This is a genomic window from Roseibium sp., from assembly GCF_051016195.1.
Taxonomy (GTDB): Bacteria; Pseudomonadota; Alphaproteobacteria; order Rhizobiales; family Stappiaceae; genus Roseibium.
Genome location: NZ_CP134616.1, coordinates 5955291 through 5971284 on the forward strand (window position 1 = coordinate 5955291; position 15994 = coordinate 5971284).

Annotated in this window: 15 protein-coding genes; 5 read left to right on the top strand and 10 right to left on the bottom strand. The window is 59.7% G+C overall.

All coding sequences use genetic code 11. The annotated features are described in order from the left end of the window. Positions 1-13: 13 nt before the first annotated feature. The 4 genes from RDA78_RS27055 to RDA78_RS27070 all read right to left on the bottom strand — a co-directional run bounded on the left by RDA78_RS27055 (position 14) and on the right by RDA78_RS27070 (position 3186). On the bottom strand, positions 14-550 hold the full coding sequence (locus tag RDA78_RS27055; RefSeq protein WP_434052846.1) for an N-acetyltransferase family protein: 537 nt from the start codon (positions 548-550) through the stop codon (positions 14-16). Next, on the bottom strand, positions 547-1104 hold the full coding sequence (locus tag RDA78_RS27060) for a helix-turn-helix domain-containing protein (RefSeq protein ID WP_434052847.1): 558 nt from the start codon (positions 1102-1104) through the stop codon (positions 547-549). The genes RDA78_RS27055 and RDA78_RS27060 overlap by 4 nt, the downstream gene beginning before the upstream one ends. A 301-nt stretch (positions 1105-1405) precedes the next feature. Then, positions 1406-2668, bottom strand: a complete 1263-nt coding sequence (gene fabF / locus RDA78_RS27065) for a beta-ketoacyl-ACP synthase II (RefSeq protein WP_434052848.1) — start codon at positions 2666-2668, stop codon at positions 1406-1408. Positions 2669-2766: 98 nt separating this feature from the next. Further along, entirely contained in the window at positions 2767-3186 is a 420-nt protein-coding gene (locus RDA78_RS27070) for a MarR family winged helix-turn-helix transcriptional regulator (protein ID WP_434052849.1), read from the bottom strand. 138 nt (positions 3187-3324) lie between these two features. On the opposite strand from RDA78_RS27070, the gene RDA78_RS27075 reads away from it, so the two are divergent. Both RDA78_RS27075 and RDA78_RS27080 read left to right on the top strand, forming a co-directional pair. Then, on the top strand, positions 3325-3888 hold the full coding sequence (locus RDA78_RS27075; RefSeq protein WP_434052850.1) for an HdeD family acid-resistance protein: 564 nt from the start codon (positions 3325-3327) through the stop codon (positions 3886-3888). A 272-nt stretch (positions 3889-4160) separates the two neighbouring features. Next, complete coding sequence (locus RDA78_RS27080) at positions 4161-5279, top strand: TauD/TfdA family dioxygenase (RefSeq protein WP_434052851.1); 1119 nt, start codon at positions 4161-4163, stop codon at positions 5277-5279. Positions 5280-5396: 117 nt separating this feature from the next. On the opposite strand, the gene RDA78_RS27085 is transcribed toward RDA78_RS27080, so the two are convergent. Genes RDA78_RS27085 through RDA78_RS27100 form a run of 4 tightly spaced genes read right to left on the bottom strand, consistent with a single transcriptional unit; the run spans position 5397 to position 9137 of the window. Continuing rightward, positions 5397-6095 (bottom strand): pseudouridine synthase, encoded by a 699-nt coding sequence (locus tag RDA78_RS27085; protein WP_434052852.1) that lies wholly within the window; start codon positions 6093-6095, stop codon positions 5397-5399. Between the two features lies 1 nt (position 6096). Next, positions 6097-7140: a class I SAM-dependent methyltransferase gene (locus tag RDA78_RS27090; RefSeq protein WP_434052853.1), complete on the bottom strand. Its 1044-nt coding sequence runs from the start codon at positions 7138-7140 to the stop codon at positions 6097-6099. A 60-nt stretch (positions 7141-7200) separates the two neighbouring features. Then, positions 7201-7779, bottom strand: a complete 579-nt coding sequence (locus RDA78_RS27095; protein WP_434052854.1) for a GDYXXLXY domain-containing protein — start codon at positions 7777-7779, stop codon at positions 7201-7203. Further along, positions 7776-9137 (bottom strand): DUF2157 domain-containing protein, encoded by a 1362-nt coding sequence (locus RDA78_RS27100; RefSeq protein WP_434052855.1) that lies wholly within the window; start codon positions 9135-9137, stop codon positions 7776-7778. The genes RDA78_RS27095 and RDA78_RS27100 overlap by 4 nt, the downstream gene beginning before the upstream one ends. 384 nt (positions 9138-9521) lie before the next feature. Here RDA78_RS27100 and RDA78_RS27105 point away from each other — a divergent pair, with 384 nt between their 5' ends. From RDA78_RS27105 to RDA78_RS27115, 3 genes are all read left to right on the top strand, one after another. Further along, positions 9522-10532, top strand: coding sequence for an ABC transporter substrate-binding protein (locus tag RDA78_RS27105; RefSeq protein ID WP_434052856.1), 1011 nt, complete (start codon positions 9522-9524; stop codon positions 10530-10532). Positions 10533-10607: 75 nt separating this feature from the next. After that, positions 10608-11399: an ABC transporter ATP-binding protein gene (locus RDA78_RS27110; RefSeq protein ID WP_434052857.1), complete on the top strand. Its 792-nt coding sequence runs from the start codon at positions 10608-10610 to the stop codon at positions 11397-11399. Next, positions 11396-12160 carry an ABC transporter permease gene (locus tag RDA78_RS27115; RefSeq protein ID WP_434052858.1) on the top strand — a complete coding sequence of 255 codons (765 nt, stop codon included), beginning with the start codon at positions 11396-11398 and terminating at the stop codon, positions 12158-12160. Before RDA78_RS27110 ends, RDA78_RS27115 begins: the two co-directional genes overlap by 4 nt. 61 nt (positions 12161-12221) lie before the next feature. Here RDA78_RS27115 and RDA78_RS27120 read toward each other — a convergent pair whose 3' ends face one another. Then, positions 12222-14816, bottom strand: a complete 2595-nt coding sequence (locus RDA78_RS27120) for a DUF3141 domain-containing protein (RefSeq protein ID WP_434052859.1) — start codon at positions 14814-14816, stop codon at positions 12222-12224. Between the two features lie 9 nt (positions 14817-14825). Beyond that, positions 14826-15590: an enoyl-ACP reductase FabI gene (gene fabI / locus RDA78_RS27125; RefSeq protein ID WP_434052860.1), complete on the bottom strand. Its 765-nt coding sequence runs from the start codon at positions 15588-15590 to the stop codon at positions 14826-14828. Positions 15591-15994 lie beyond the last annotated feature (404 nt).

The window sequence follows — 15994 nt, forward strand, 5'->3', positions numbered from 1 at the left end:
AGAACATCGCACCTCACCGCAGGTCCTTGAAAAACACCGTCGTCGCGTCGAGCGCGCCGTGGCTGCCATAGGCGTAGTCAGGGATGATGCCGCACTTCTGATAACCGCAGGTCGGATAGAGTTTTTCGGCGCGGTCACCGGTCACCGTGTCGAGAACCAGAAGCCAACGGTCGAGCGAAAGCGCAAGGCCGTCGATGGTGGTCATCAGCTGCCTGGCAATCCCCTTTCTGCGATGATCCGGATGGACCATCAGTTTGGCGACTTCGGCCCGGTGGCCACCATTGTCCTGTGGGGCCAGCGCCAGCATGACCACACCGGCAATCGTGTTCCTGTCCCGCGCGACCATCAGGAAGGCTCTGCCGTCTTCGAGCGCAGCGACCTGTTTCTGCCAGAAGGCCTCGGCCTTTTCCTGGCTGATCGGCAGGATGAAGCCGATGCCTGCGCCGTCCTCGACACAGGCCTTGAGCAGGGAACCGAGGGCGCCGACAGACGTTCGAACTTCGGCAGAAGACAGAAGAAAGACGGGTGGGTCAGGTTGAAAGCCGGTCATGACGTGATCACCGTGAGGAGGTACCGGGCTGGGTCCGGGCCCGGGGCATGGTAGGCATTGGGTGCATTCAGACGGAAGCGGAGGCAATCGCCGGGGAAGAGGTCGTGGCGTTCGTCGCCAATGGTCATCACGAGAGTGCCCTCAAGCAAAACGAGGTGATGTTCAAGGTCTGGCAGAGGCGGAACAGAGTAGGAAATCGTGGCACCCGGCGGCAATTCGCCCTCGACCACGCTTCCGCGGAAGCCACTTGCGGCCGGAGACACGCTGCGTCGGCGGAAGCCGGTTTCCGGGTCGACCCAGAGAAGTTGATCAGCGCGGGCGATCCTGGCGTCACCTGCAGGCGCGCCAAAGCCGAACAGATCCGCCATCGTGATGCCGAAGGCGCGTGCAAGCTGGCCAAGCACGATAGCGGTCGGGCTGGTCTCGCCGCGCTCAATCCTGGAGAGCGTCGCCCGGCTCACGCCCGACTTTTCCGCCAGTTCCTCCAAACGCCAGTTCCGCGCCTTGCGCAGCGCGGATATTCTTCCGCTTATGTTTTGTTCTGTATCGGCCATGGCTCATCCCATTAACGAGAACTATCTCATATATGGGAAAAAGCAATGATTCAACTCATCAGACCTGCTAATCAATACAATTGTGCCGTCCCGGACTTGCTCCGGGACCTGAACCCGCCAGAAAGAGGCCCCGGCTCAAGGCCGGGGCTGCCCAGGTGTGGGTTCTAAAAAGGTTGTTCGCTCACATTGAGTATTTTCGGATACTCGGTGCCGAGTTACAGGAAACCCTTGAGACTTTGACATCATTGTCTCGACCCAATCGTGAAGCCGCGAAATGGCTATGTCCTTGCGGCGCGACATCTCAGAACCTTGAAAACACCGCGCTGGCATTGACGCCGCCAAAGCCGAAGCCGTTGGTCAGTACATGATCAACCTGCCGGTTGATTGCGCTGCCGGGGACCATCTCAAACCGGGTCATGGCTTCATCCGGCATTTCCAGATTGCGCGAGGGCGGCAACTGGCCACTCGTGAGCGCCATGACGCAGGCAACCGCCTCGACCGCTCCTGCGGCCCCGAGCAGATGCCCGAACATCGATTTGGAAGATGAAACCGCCAGATCCTTTCCCCGCCCTTCAAAGAGCGTCGTCAAGGCTGCGATTTCCGCCGCATCGCCGACCGGTGTGGAGGTGGAGTGCGCATTGACATAGCCGATGTCGGCGGTCGTCAGCCCGGCCGTCGAGAGCGCCTTGCGCATGGCGCGTAGCCCGCCCTCGCCGTCCGGAGAGGACGCGGTGACATGAAAGGCATCTGCGGTGGTGCCATACCCCTTCAGTTCAACAAGGATGTTCGCGCCGCGCGCTTTCGCGTGTTCCAGTTCTTCCAGGATCAGGATGCCGGCCCCTTCGCCCATGATGAAACCGTCCCGGTCCTGATCGAACGGTCTCGAGGCGTGGGAGGGGTCGTCGTTGCGTTTGGAGGACATCGCCTTGGCGGCGCAGAACCCGGCATAGGACACCTTGTCGATGCACGCCTCGGTTCCGCCGGCAACCATCACATCCGCTTCTGCGGAGCGGATCAGACGGGTGGCATCACCGAGGGCCTGGAGGCTCGCGGCGCAGGCCGTGACCGGCGCACCGATCGGTCCCTTCAGACCGTAGCGGATGGACACCTGTCCCGCGGCGAGGTTGGCGAGAAACGAGGGCACCAGGAACGGAGACGCGCGACGCGGACCTTTTTCATCAACCAGCCGGGTTCCCGCGGTCATTGCCGGAAAACCGCCGACACCGGTCGCGATGATCGTGCCGGTGCGCTCTTTCTGTTCCGCCGTTTCCGGCTGCCAGCCGGATTGCGCGAGTGCTTCCTGCGCCGCGCCCATGGCGAAGTGGATGAACCGGTCGGAGCGTCTTTGCTCGCGCGGGTCGAGAACCGCGTCGACATCGAACCCGAATTCGTCCTCGTCCCGGGAAGGCACCTCGCCTGCGACCTGGCAGGCAAGCTCGCCCGGATCGAAGTGGCTGATCCTGCGGATCCCGTTCGCGCCGGAGGTCACGCGCTGCCAGAAGCCTTCCAGCCCCGTCCCCAGCGGTGAAACGATGCCCATACCTGTTACGACTACCCGACGCATAACTACCTCGTTCTATCTGGTGCTATCGGCACCCGGGCCGGCTTTCCGTGTCCAGGTGCATTTCAAGGCTCTTCAGAAACTGATTCAAAGAGCGGGTTTCATAGTTGCGAAAGTCTTTGCAACGCATTGATTGTGTTTATGAACTCTTCCGTTCCAAGCAGCTCTTCAACGTCCTTTTGCGCCTTCCGCCAGAGCGGAAGTGCTTCCTGCAACGAGGCTTCGCCCTTGTCGGTAACGCTGTAGCACTTGGCTTTGCCGTCGTTCGCCAGAGCCGAGACGACCAATCCGTCACGTTCCAGAAGCGCAACGTTGCGAACGAGGGTCGTGCGATCCATCGACAGCCTTTCCGCCAGATCTGCGGTGGTCCGTTCCCGAACCTGCCTGATCGCCACCAGAACCGAAAACTGTCCCGCGGTCATGCCAACCTGGCGGGCAAGATGGTCGTAGTGACGGCTGACCGCCCGTGCCGCCTTGCGCGCATTGTCGAGAACGCAAAGAGAGAAGTCGTCTTCTTCCATGCCCCGTTGTGTGCATATGCACACCAATTGTCAAGCCCGGTAATCCCCAGCGCTAACCGTCCGGAATGTCATCAAGATTTTGTGATTTCCTGCGAAGCGGTTACGGTGCGGGAGCAACCGGAACGTGAGGAGGTCAAAATGGCAGATGCGGTTCAGGCTGTCGAAGACATGAAAGCAAAAATCCAGGAGAACTGGGGCTGGTTCCTGGCGCTTGGCGTGGCACTGGTTTTGGGCGGGATCATCCTGATCGCGGCACCGCTCGCAACATCCATAGCCGTGACGATCCTGATTGCGGCGGTTCTGTTCGTTGGCGGTCTCGTCCAGATCTACAACGCTTTCAAGACGCAGGGCACGACCAGTTTCATCTGGAACCTGATCACGGGGATCATCGCGGTGATCGGCGGTGTGGTGATCTATTTGAACCCGATGGCGGGAACCTTTGCGCTGACCCTCGTGATCGCCGCGATCTTCGTGGCCCAGGGCGTGAGCCAGATCCTGCTGGCGTTCAAACTGAAGCCGCATGAGGGGTGGGTCTGGGTCCTCGTGGCCGGGATCGTCTCGCTGCTGGCGGGGATCATGATCTGGATGGATCTGCCGGGCTCGGCTGCCTGGGCGCTCGGGTTGATCGCGGGCATTTCAGTTCTGGTCAACGGCTGGAGCTACATCGCAATCGCGCTCGCGGCAAAAGCGTCAAAGGGCTGAAATTACCCGGCCAGTGCAAGGACTTAATTCCACTCCACGCCCGGCAATTTCCTGTTGCCGGGCGTTTTTATCGGTGGCATCTTGCGGCCGAACGTTTCCTCGAAGGCGATGCCTTCCAACCGGCCGATCATCGGATGCTGTCAATTCTCGGGCGCAGTCCCGGAAATCCGCATAACAAAGCCTACTGGTGGTGGCCGCCTCCCGCCCGCCGTTGATGATCCGCATCCTCGGGATGCGCTGAACATTCTTGCAAAAATCAACGGACCTTTTTCATGACAACTGCACTCCTGCGCGGTGATGACCGCGTGCTCAATGTCGTCTGGCCGAATGGCACCAGCGCCGACTTTCCCTTTTTGTGGCTGCGCGACAACTGCCCGAGCGGCTTTCATCCTGACACACAGGAACGCCAGTTCGACCTCACCAGCATCTCTCCCGATCTCACTGCCAGCGGCGTTTCCGTGGACGCGGGGACTATCGTCATCACCTGGGAGGGCGAGGCTCATACCAGTTGTTTCGATCCGGACTGGCTCTTCAGCCATCGTCCGGGCATCGGCCTTGAAGACCCGGCAAAGGTGGAACCGATCCATTGGCATGGCGACGTCCGGCAGGAAGATCTCCCCCGCGCCAGCGCCAATTCGCTCATGGCGGACAATACCACCCTGCTCGAGTTCCTGATCGAGGCCAAGAAGACCGGCCTCGCCTTTGTCGACGGTATGTCCGGCGACCCGGATGCCGGCATGATTATGGCGCGGCGGATCGGTTTTCTGAGGGAAACGAATTTCGGCACAACGTTCGAGGTTGTGTCCAAACCGAACCCGAACAATCTCGCCTACACGTCCCACGCCCTGCCGCTGCACACGGACCTTGCCAACCAGGAACTGCCCCCGGGCTTTCAGTTCCTGCATTGCCTTGCCAACGAGGCCGAAGGCGGCGGATCGACCTTCTGTGACGGCTTCGCCATTGCTGCCGACCTGCGCGCGCAGGATCCGGAGGCGTTCCGGCTCCTGTCGGAGACGCCGGTGCCGTTCCGGTTCCACGATCAGGACTATGACATCCGGCGCCACCACACCGTGATCGATCTGGATCCGTTCGGAAACATGCAGGAACTGCACTTCAACGCGCATCTTGCCGGTATTTTCGATCTGCCGGCTGCCCTGATGGAGCCGTACTACAGGGCCTACCGGAAACTCATGCAGATGACCCGGTCGCAGAAATATGTCCTGACAACGCGCCTCGAAGGGGGAGAGATGGTGATCTTCGACAACCGCCGCGTGATGCACGGCCGCGCGGCCTTCAACCCCAACACGGGCTTTCGTCACTTGCGCGGCTGCTACGTCGACCGCGGCGAGTTCGACAGCCGCATTCGTGTTCTCAGCAGAAACAAACGCTAGGTGAGAAAACGCCGAGGCTCCGGGTGTCCTGCGGGAATCCCGGGGCCAACTCTCCGTGCCGTCTGCACCGCGCGCACGATAGCGCGCCATAACAAGGCGGCAAGTACATCCAAATCTTCACGCGAAAATCAGGGCCTTTTCGTCTTCGGAGAGTGTTTTCCAGTTGCCCTCCTCAACGCCGTCCAGGCCAAGGGAACCAATGCGGCTGCGCTTCAGCTCTGTCACATGGTTGCCGGTGGCCGCGAACATGCGGCGGACCTGGTGATAGCGGCCCTCATGCAGGGTCAGGCGCGCGGTTGTTTCGTCGATGACATCCAGTTCGGCCGGTTTCAGAGGCTTTTCCTCGCTTTCCAGCATCATTTCCCCGGATGCGAACAAGCCGGCTTCCGACCCAGTCATAGGCCGGTCCAGCGACACGTCGTAGACCTTCGGCACCTCCGATTTCGGCGAGATCACCTTGTGGAGAAATGTACCGTCATCGGTGAACAGCAACACGCCTGACGTTTCCTTGTCGAGACGCCCGATCGTCGACAGCGCGGGTTTACGGACGCGAAACCGGTCCGGCAGGAGATCGTAGACCAGGCGGCCCTGATCCTTGGCGGAGCAGGTAAAACCGACAGGCTTGTTCATCAGGATCACCACGCCCTGGGCCGGATCGAGAGGTTCATCGTCGAAGAGGATGTCCTCATGCGCAGTCTTGCTGTCCGCTTTCAGGCGATTTCCGGAGCCGTCGGTGACCCAGCCGTTTCGGATCGCGAGCTGCATTTCCTTGCGGCTGCCATACCCGAGATTGGCGAGAAGCTTCACCAGCCGCATGTCAGCGTCCTCCCCTGGCCTTGACGGCCCTGATCACCTTGTAGCCGCCCTCATCGGCCAACTGGATGACGTCCGCGAAAACTGCAGACAGTGTTCTCTCATAAGGAAGATGGCGATTGGCAACCATGTAGAATTCACCGCCGGAGCGCAGTCCCCCGGCAGCGGCCCTGATGAACCCTTGACCGACATCGGCGCGATCAGCCTTGCCTGCCTGGTGAAACGGCGGATTGGAAACAATGAAGTCGTATGTTCCCTCGATGCCCTTCGTGACATCGCACCAGATGGCTCTCATCGCTTTCGTGCCCTTGAACGCTGACAGATTTTCCTCCGCGAGATCAAGTGCACGCTTTTCGGCTTCATACAGATCCATTGCGGCAACCTTCGGTGCCTTTTCAAGGACCGATTTTGCCAGGTAGCCAAACCCGGCACCGAGATCGGCACCGCGTCCTTTCAAGGTCTCCGGGAGCAGGCCGGACAGGAGTTGCGAGGCCGGATCAATACGGTCCCAGGCGAAAAGACCCGGCCTGCTGAGATAAGTCCCGTCCAGAACCTTCCTCGGCGAATCGAGCGCACACCATTCTTCCAGCAGCGTCTTGTTGACTGCTTCACCGCGAACCTGCCCCCAGACCGCGCGGCACTTGTTCTTGGTCAGTTTGTCGACACGCCCCACAAGATCCGACAGGTCTTTTTCGACGGTCTTGGCGCCTTCCGTGTTGGGTGCGCAGGCGACGACGAAACCACCTTCCGCAGCGCTGGCAACAGCCTGGGCGAGTTGCGCCCGTGCTTCCTGTCTCTGCCGTGCGGGCAGAACGAGAACGGTGCCGTATGGTCCGTCCGGCGCTTCGTCGGCGACTTTGAAGCCAGACTTTTCCAGCGCGTCACGATCGGGTGCAAAGCTTTGCACGCAGGTCAGATCCGCATCCTTGAGCACCTCCAGAGCGCGGCCCGCCCGCGCGCGCAGGAACAGGGCGCGTGCGCCCGGCTCGATGTCGACGGCCCCGGTTTCCAGGGGCAGCATCAGCGTTTCTAACGCGGGATCGGACATGAAGGACTTTCACAGATGTTTCGGATCATTGCTGGCTCATACAGCCAGCATTGCCGTGCGTCAAAAACTACCGTCCGACTTGAAGACCTTGCCATCGACCAGCAGGTTCAGCGGCAGGGAGCGGCCATCCTCGGCAATGGCCACTTCCAGCAGGACGCGGTTGGTGTCGAGCCGTTCGATCTCAAGGCCTTCGCCTTCGGGAAGGAAAAAGGCATCGATGCCGTAGTCGATCCAGACCGTTTCGGCAGAGGTGGACCTGACCGCACCGGCAATGGCGAGGTTGCCGGATTGCTGGTGGCTCGAAGAGATGGACACGGGACGCGCAGCCCCCTCGCCATCCGTTTCGAGTTCGACAAAGACGGTTTGACCGGCCTTCAGGCTTTCTGCCCCGTCCATCGTCCTCGGGATACGTCCGATCGCAAGATTTATGATGACATAATCCCCCCTGAGGATATCCCTCGGATCGACCGGAACCAGCTCCAGGGGTACCACCGTTCCCGTCATCTGCACGTCAAGCCGGTCCACCAGCGGAATGGAGATCAGGGCAAGCTGAAGCAGCGCAAGAAAGCCCCACTTCAGGTAGGCAAACCGGATGTTCGTCGGTCTCGCTGCGCCCGCGTCTTGCGTATCAACACTCATGACGCGGCCCGCCTTTCGTCAGGTTCGACCGGAGGGGACGCTTTGCCGGTTCTGAAAACACGCGCGAGCCAGAGCGCGACGCCGAGCAGGAGCAGGCCCGCGACGAGGAAGAACACGGATTGCCCGAGCAGCGTTCCGATCGTCACCTGCAGCAGCCAGAGCGCCACCGCCGTCAGGCCCAAGTAGGAGCACAGCATCCAGTACCGGTTGTTGAACCATGTTGCGAGCGCGCAGAGCCCGACCAACGCCGTCATGGACGCCACTGCCAGAAAGAGCGTGTTCGATGTGACGACCGGCATCATGACAGCGAAGAGCGCCAAACCGGTCGCGCCGAACAACGCCTGTGCCTTCGCGGTCTTGTAGGACAACAGAAGCCCGGCGACGAGAAGAACGACGGCGGCGGCAAGAGGCACGAATGCAGGGATCGTCCAGATCGCAGCGGCGTCGATATCCGACGCAATTTCAGGAACCACGATGAGCGCGGCCACAACGAGTCCGTTGAGCACAAGGAACCCGGCGTCCTGCAGGGACCGGCTCATCAGCCAGCGGCCATGCGAGCGCGCCGGCAACTCGCTGTTCCATTTCACGCAAAGATCGGCGATCGGATCGATCAGTACCATGAGCGCCGCCAATCCACCTGCGCCAGCGAGCGACATGGCGAGCACGAACCCGTCATCGGCTGATCTGACGTCCGCAGTCTCGGCAAGCCATCTACCGAATGTTGCCCATAGCAGCGCGATGGCGAGCCAGCGCGACAGTCTCGCGGGCGCGAAAATTGCGTGCATGAACACGGCGATCAGGACCGCGAGACCGATCAGATCCTGAACGGCAGTCGATTCTCCCAGGTCGGCGCGGCTGAATTGCCAGGTCAGTGCCGCGATCGCGGCCACGGTCAGGGATGCCCTGGACCCGGCAAGCCATGCAGCTGCCAGAGCGCCCATGCAGACGAGAAATGCGCCCCCTGCCCAGTCTTCCGGCAGATGGAAGATCTGCCCGACAAGAGCCATGCCGCCCACGAAAACAAGAGTTGCAAATCCGGTGAGCAGGTCTGCTATGCCCTTGCGGCCCTTTGCTGCGGCGCGTGCCGCAACCAGGTGGCTGGCAACGAGAAGGACCGCGATCCCGATGAGCTTTGCGGTTTTCGGAATGGCGGCCCAGTTGGCGGCAATGAAGGCGAACAATGCCAGGGCGACGCAGATCATGCCGATCCCTGCAAGTGCCATCGGCAGCCTCGAGCGCCCGTCCTCCTGCTCCTGTTCGCGCAGGATCGAGGCGGCGCCGGAGGAACTCACCCATCCCTTTGCCACCCAGTCTTCCAGATCGTCCTTCAGTCTCTTCCTGTAAGCCCAGTCGAACATCAATTTCTGCCGGAAACGCCTGCGTTAACTTCGTGAACCCCGGATGTGATAGCAGACCCTATCGATTCAATAAGGCCCAACTCAGGGATAAATCCGGCTTCCGCAGAAGAAAATTTCACAAAGTGGGTCGGCGGATTGGAATTTTCGTGCCGAGAAGTCGCAGGCGAGGTGCGCCCCAAGGTTTCTGAAAGTCTCGACTTTCCATCAGGAACGTCAATGGTTTCCAGCGTTTTCCGCGTTTGCAGCACCTTTCGCGTCACGTTGTTCCGGCCGGAATTTGCAACACGCGATTGATTACATTGAAGGCACACAAATATCGTGCTTGATTTTTGTGCATGCACCTTTCACACTTCGCCGGAAAAACCGAAAACACAGGGGAACAACATGCGTCTTTTGAAAAGCCTCGCGATTGCTTTGATGATCAGTGGAGGCAGCGCGTATGCCGAGACCGATATCAAATTCACACTGGACTGGAAGTTTGAAGGCCCGTCCGCGCCCTTCTTCATTGCCCTCGACAAGGGTTACTTCAAGGACGAAGGTCTGAACGTGACCATCGACAGCGGCGCCGGTTCGCGCGAATCCCTTCCGCGCGTTGCAACCGGGACCTACGATATGGGTTTCGGCGACATCAATGCGCTCATCAAGCTGATGGACGAACAGCCGGATCTCAAGGTCAAGGCCGTCATGATGGCCTATGAGACACCGCCCTTTGCCGTGATCGGCCGCAAAAGCCAGGGCGTCACTGAAGATCCCAAGTCGCTCGAAGGCAAGACCCTGGGCGCACCGCCGCCTGATGCAGCCTTCGGACAATGGTCCGCCTTTGTCGACGTGGCCGGCCTCGATACCAGCGGCATCACGATTGAAAATGTCGGCTTCCCGGTTCGTGAGCCGATGCTCGCGCAAGGCCAGGTCGATGCGATCTTCGGATTTTCATTCTCGTCTGTTTTGAACCTGAAGGCTCAAGGCGTTCCGGAAGATGACATTTCGCTGATCCTCATGGGTGAAAACGGTCTTGACCTTTACGGCAATGTGGTTATCGCCAACACCGACTTCGCCGCCGAAAATCCCGACGCCGTCAAAGGTTTCGTCAAGGCCCTGACCAAAGGCTATCTTGATGCGATCGCAGATCCGGCAGCCGCCATTCCCTATGTCATGAAACGCAACGAAGTCCTTGACGAAGCCGTCGAAGTGGATCGTCTGACCATGGCCGTGGAAGGCTCCATCGCGACACCGGCCGTCAAGGAAAACGGCTTTGGCGGGGTCGACATGGACAAACTCGCCAAGTCCATGGAGTATCTCCAGACATCGATGGGCGTGAGTGACACGCCGCCGAGCCCGGAGAAGGTTTTCGACAGCAGCTATCTTCCGCCCAAGGAAGAACGGATGGTCAAGTAACCCTTCCGCTACCCCTTTGATCAATTGTTCCTGCGGTCTGCGAATGACCGCGGGAGCCTTGCTTCGGACCAGACCTTGACCGGATTTGTAGACCTTAGAAACGTACGTCTGTCTTACGGACAGGCAGACGATGCGACCCTTGCCCTCGATGGACTGGACATGAGCATCCAGGAAGGCGAGTTCGCGGCCGTCGTCGGCCCCTCGGGCTGTGGTAAATCAACACTGATGAAGCTCGCGACCGGGCTGATCAACCCGCAAGAAGGAACCGTTGAAGTTGCCCACCAGGAGGTGTCCGGGCCCGTCTCCATTGCCGGCATGGCCTTTCAAAACCCGTCGATGCTGCCCTGGCGCAGCACGATCTCCAACGTGATGCTGCCGCTGGAGATCGTCCAGCCGCACCGCGCCAACCTGAGGCGCGAAAAGGTGGCCTATACGGCCAAGGCGGAAGAGTTGCTCAAGCTGGTGGGTCTCGGCGGTTTCGGAGAAAAGTATCCCTGGCAGCTTTCGGGCGGCATGCAGCAACGCGCCAACCTGTGCCGGGCCCTGATTCACGATCCGGCACTGTTGATGCTCGATGAGCCTTTCGGCGCACTGGACGCCTTCACGCGCGAGGAATTGTGGCAGGTCATGCGCGATCTGCACGCGGAGAAAAACTTCACGGTCATCCTGGTGACCCACGACCTTCGCGAGGCCGTCTATCTTGCAGACACCGTGTTTGTCATGAGTGCGCGGCCGGGCAAAATCATCGAACGCCGGGAAGTCTCCTTTGCCCGACCCCGGTCGATCGACCTGATCTACGAGGCGGAGTTCAACGACATCGTGCACGACCTGAGAGCACTGATCGCGGAAGCGAGGGTGGCGGCATGACATCTTCGCGCTGGATCGCCCTCGCCCCCTGGCTCTGGACCATCGGCCTGTTCCTGGTCTGGGAGTTGTCGGTCAAGATTTTCGATCTCCCGGTCTTCATACTGCCCGCGCCGACGGATATCTGGGCCGCGATCGTAAAATACTGGTCGCCGATCTGGAAGAATTCGGTACAGACGCTGTTTACGACTGTCGCCGGCTTTCTGCTCGCCGTCGTCGGCGGCCTCGCGCTTGGCCTCGCCATCGGCTGGAGCCGCGCGATCTATGCCGGTCTCTATCCGCTCATGATCGGCTTCAACTCCATTCCGAAGGTTGCCGTTGTTCCGATCCTGGTGATCTGGTTCGGCATCGGAACGATCCCGGCAGTCCTGACCGCGTTCCTGATCGCGTTCTTCCCGATCGTGGTGAATGTCGCAACGGGTCTGGCGACGATCGAACCGGAGATGGAAGACGTCTTGCGCGCGCTCGGTGCCAAGAAGCTGGATATCATGCTGAAAGTCGGCATCCCCAGATCGATGCCCTACTTTTTCGGCTCGCTGAAAGTGGCCATAACGCTTGCCTTTGTCGGCTCGGTGATTTCGGAAACGGTGGCAGCCAACTCCGGTATCGGCCACATGATGCTCGCGGCGCAATCGCAATTCAACGTCCCGCTTGTGTGGGCGGGTCTTGTTGCTCTCGCAGTGCTCGGGATCGTGATGTATGCCATCATGGCTTGGCTGGAAGTACGCATGACCGGCTGGGCTCACCGCGGCAACCGGTCATAGCGAGTATTTTAGGTCAGGACTGAAGGCGTCCGGATGATCCGGACGCCCTTTATCTACTGGCCTATTCAGCAGGCTCCTGGGACTTGCGCGGCGATGTGCGCGGCTTCCGGCTGCTTGCCGGCTTGGACGCGGACGTCTTGCGTGGCGCGGCTTTCCGCGTGGCCGGTTTGCGCGGCGTTGATTTCTGTGCGGACGCTGTCTTTGCCGCGACCGCCGCGGGTTTCCTGGCCGGCGCCTCCGTGTTGTCCGGCGCGGCGCTTTCCGCCAGTGGATCCTCGTCGATGTTTCCGGTCGCGGGCGGCAGCCCAAGCACCTTATGGAAACTTTGCAGCATCTCCAGCGTATGCGGTGTCATCTCGTCGATATCACCCGGGATGTAGCGCACGACCTTTGCGGCAAGCTCCCGTTCTTCCTTCGACTTGAGCAGCTTGGGCAGGGAAGACAGGGCGCGCTCGGGAGCGAATTCGACAATCAGCGTCTGTTCCTGGAGCATGAAACTGCGCTCGTCCGGCGTGAGCGACCTGAAGGGCTCGTCCTGCGTCAACACACGTGAGGACCGCTCGAGCCTGTCGCGCCTTACATTGCCCCGGCTCTCTGCAAGTAGGATCAGCATCCGCACGATCGCCTCGCGGAAACCGCCTTCCTCGATATGCATGAGGGCGGCCTGGACGGGTGGCAGGCTGCGCAGTTCGTCCGCATTCTTGAGCGTACGCCCCGGCTGTTTCGTCCGTCCGAACCAGCGCATGTAGGGCGATCCCCAGATGGTGTAGAACAGGTTCTCATACATGGTGTCGCGCAAGTCACGGAAGAGATCCATGGATTGCTCGATCATCGCTGCGTTGACCCGTTCCAGTTCCACGAACGGATTGTCCGATGCAACCGGCTCCCGCTCGGTCCTGGCTTTTTCGGCCCAGCCTGGAAGCATGCTCAGAAACGGGTTCATGCTGGAAAACAGCTCCCGCTGCAGTCTCAGGGGATGAGTGCGCCGCCGCAAATCGGCGCTCTGCTCGGTGACACCCGCCTGAACGAACGGCCGAACGCACACATCATAGAACTCGGCCTGCTGCTCTGACGCCCTTGCGACCGCGGCAAACGGGATCTCGTCATCCCGGCCATCGTCGAGCGCCCTCAGGTCATCCATGTCACGCTCGTGGAAGCTGACCGTGAACTGGCGGTCGAGAAGCTCACCCTCGTAGTCATCGATCGTCATTTCGTAGAGACCCGGCGGGAGCGCCTCGATGGTCTTCAAGGTCGACGTCACCTCGGTGTGTTCCTTCTTGGCGATCTTGGAGGATACGAAAATTCCGAGGTGACCGACCTGGTCATGCACCATGTAGATGATCCGTTGACCTCGGATCGCGATTTCCCGCTCATCCGCGTAGGTGTCGAGGATCCAGTTCAGCGCCTGCTGTGGCGGGGTGATGTTGTCGCCGAAGCTGGCAAAAACGATAATGGGTGCACGGATCTGCTTGATGTCGACATTCCGGCCCGGTTCGAGCTGCGCCTCGTTCTTGGACAGGCGGTTGCCGACAAAGAGCTGCTCGACAATCCATTTCATTTCCGCCTCGTTCAGGAGGAAATAGCCGCCCCACCAGCGTTCGAATTCCAGAAAGCGATGCGGCTCCGTGTCGACCTTGGCGTAGAGGTCGTAATACTTGCCGAAATAGTTCCTGGCAGGATTGAGAAGCTCGAAGTTCTGGACAATGTCCGCCCCGTCAAATACGCCGTGACCGAGGTCCGAATAGAACATGGCGTTGTTGGTTCCGCCCAGTATACCGCCATTGTAGCGCATCGGATTTTCACCGACGCGCCCTGCCCATGTCGAAACCGGTGCGCCGTTGAGGATGATCGGGCCGGTGAGATCCGGGTTGGTTGCCGCAAGCAGAAGTGTTGCCCAGCCGCCCTGGCAGTTGCCGGTGACAACCGGATTGGGTGCCTCGGGATGAAGCTCGCGAACCTTGCGCACGAACGCCGCTTCCGCGCGCGTGACATCTGCAAGCGTCTGGCCCTTTTCCGGCATGCGCTTGAAGGCAACAAAATAGACGGGGTGGCCGTCACGCAGGGCGACACCGACCTGGCTGTCCGGCTTGAACCCACCGATGCCCGCACCGTGTCCGGCGCGCGGATCGATGATGATATAAGGACGTTTCCAGGGTTTTGGATCGCGGCACGAGGAGTTTTCCGGCGGCCTGATCTTCAAGAGCATATAGCAGCAGGGATGCGGCAAATCCGCGCCATCCAGAACAAGATCGTAGTCATAGATGAGGACCGGAGGACAGCCGGCTTCCTCGTGCTCGATAAAATTATCGCCTCGCTGGCGCAGCGTATCAATTGTGAGCACAACGCGCTGCGCCGCATCTTTCCAATAGCTCTCGAAGGCACCGTAAAGCGCCCCTTGCGCCTGCGCCTGAGCGAGATCTTCAAACGCCTTGCCATAGGCCGACAAACTGTCCTGCCAGCGCTGCTTGTGCACATCCGTGATCGTCGTCAGATGCTTGCTGAGACCGCGGCCCATGAGCGCCGCCATGTTCGATATTTCCGTGGCCTGGGCCTGCCATGCGGTGAGCCGCTGCGAAGGCGACCAGGCGGTCGCATCTTCCAGCGAATGCAAAAACTCGTTGTGGCCCTTTTCGAGCGCGTCGAAAATGTCCTTCATCAGGACCTCCTATCCAACAATGCTGTAGCCGCCGTCGATGAAGTGTATGCCGCCCGTTACATTAAAGGCTTCGCGGCTTGCAAGGAACGCCGCATACGCTCCCACGTCATCGATCGTTGCAAGATGATGTGTGGGCGCGCGTTCAGCAGCGTCATTCAACAGTTCGTCAAACTCCGCAATCCCGGAGGCTGCCCTGGTGCGCAGAGGCCCGGGTGAAAGCGCATGCACCGATACTCCCTTTGGGCCCATTTCCGCCGCGGCGTAGCGGGTCGCGGCTTCAAGCGCCGCCTTCACCGGCCCCATGACACCGTAGTTCTCCACAACCTTCTGCGCGCCCATGAACGAAACCGTCATGCAGGTTCCGCCTTGCGGCATCAGCGGCTCAGCCTTGCGGATGAGACGCAGAAAGGAGTGAACCGATATGTCCATCGCCAGGGAAAACCCGTCCGCCGAACAATCAACGACACGCCCGTGCAGGTCTTCCTTCTTCGAAAAGGCGATGGAATGCAGCAACGTGTCGAGCCTGCCCCATCTTTCTGAGATCGAGGCGAAGAGAGCATCCAGTTCGCCCTCGTCGCGGACGTCGAGAGGCGCGATGATGTCTGCACCCAGTTCTTCGGCGAGCGGACGAACGAAAGGCTCCGCTTTTTCATTGAGATACGTGATCGCGAGATCGGCACCCTGCTCGCGGAAGGCCTTTGCACAGCCATACGCAATGGACTGGTCGTTGGCGACACCAACCACAAGGGCCTTGAGGCCCGTCAAATCAAACATGAACTGTCAGCTCCCTGACGTTGAAACAGACTGGAACCGGCTTGAAACCGGACAATGCCTCCCGTCGCATCAGACGCGGCCTGAAACTCTTCGCAGTGCAACATGATCAGTGTGACGACACAATGACTTTTGTGAAATGTAGGTGGTTGTGCGGATTCATTTTTATCGCCAAAAATACTTACTCTAGGTTAGTTTAAGCAATACAACCCGATCACAACCCTTGTTTGAAAACAAACTTGAGCTTGTTATTCGAAAAAATCGTCTTATATCCAATTGTGTTTATGTTATGATTTCAATACAGTCTAAAGAAATTCAACAGTTTAAATAATTAGACTTAAGGGACGCGCCATGAAGCAAGTTTTGATTATCCTTCTGCTACTCTCCGGTAGTGTTGCCCCTGGCAT

Excerpts from the sequence above, each read along its gene's own strand:
- RDA78_RS27055 (WP_434052846.1), bottom strand. The coding sequence starts at position 550 with ATGACCGGCTTTCAACCTGACCCACCCGTCTTTCTTCTGTCTTCTGCC.
- RDA78_RS27060 (WP_434052847.1), bottom strand. The coding sequence starts at position 1,104 with ATGGCCGATACAGAACAAAACATAAGCGGAAGAATATCCGCGCTGCGC.
- fabF (WP_434052848.1), bottom strand. The coding sequence starts at position 2,668 with ATGCGTCGGGTAGTCGTAACAGGTATGGGCATCGTTTCACCGCTGGGG.
- RDA78_RS27070 (WP_434052849.1), bottom strand. The coding sequence starts at position 3,186 with ATGGAAGAAGACGACTTCTCTCTTTGCGTTCTCGACAATGCGCGCAAG.
- RDA78_RS27075 (WP_434052850.1), top strand. The coding sequence starts at position 3,325 with ATGGCAGATGCGGTTCAGGCTGTCGAAGACATGAAAGCAAAAATCCAG.
- RDA78_RS27080 (WP_434052851.1), top strand. The coding sequence starts at position 4,161 with ATGACAACTGCACTCCTGCGCGGTGATGACCGCGTGCTCAATGTCGTC.
- RDA78_RS27085 (WP_434052852.1), bottom strand. The coding sequence starts at position 6,095 with ATGCGGCTGGTGAAGCTTCTCGCCAATCTCGGGTATGGCAGCCGCAAG.
- RDA78_RS27090 (WP_434052853.1), bottom strand. The coding sequence starts at position 7,140 with ATGTCCGATCCCGCGTTAGAAACGCTGATGCTGCCCCTGGAAACCGGG.
- RDA78_RS27095 (WP_434052854.1), bottom strand. The coding sequence starts at position 7,779 with ATGAGTGTTGATACGCAAGACGCGGGCGCAGCGAGACCGACGAACATC.
- RDA78_RS27100 (WP_434052855.1), bottom strand. The coding sequence starts at position 9,137 with ATGTTCGACTGGGCTTACAGGAAGAGACTGAAGGACGATCTGGAAGAC.
- RDA78_RS27105 (WP_434052856.1), top strand. The coding sequence starts at position 9,522 with ATGCGTCTTTTGAAAAGCCTCGCGATTGCTTTGATGATCAGTGGAGGC.
- RDA78_RS27115 (WP_434052858.1), top strand. The coding sequence starts at position 11,396 with ATGACATCTTCGCGCTGGATCGCCCTCGCCCCCTGGCTCTGGACCATC.
- RDA78_RS27120 (WP_434052859.1), bottom strand. The coding sequence starts at position 14,816 with ATGAAGGACATTTTCGACGCGCTCGAAAAGGGCCACAACGAGTTTTTG.
- fabI (WP_434052860.1), bottom strand. The coding sequence starts at position 15,590 with ATGTTTGATTTGACGGGCCTCAAGGCCCTTGTGGTTGGTGTCGCCAAC.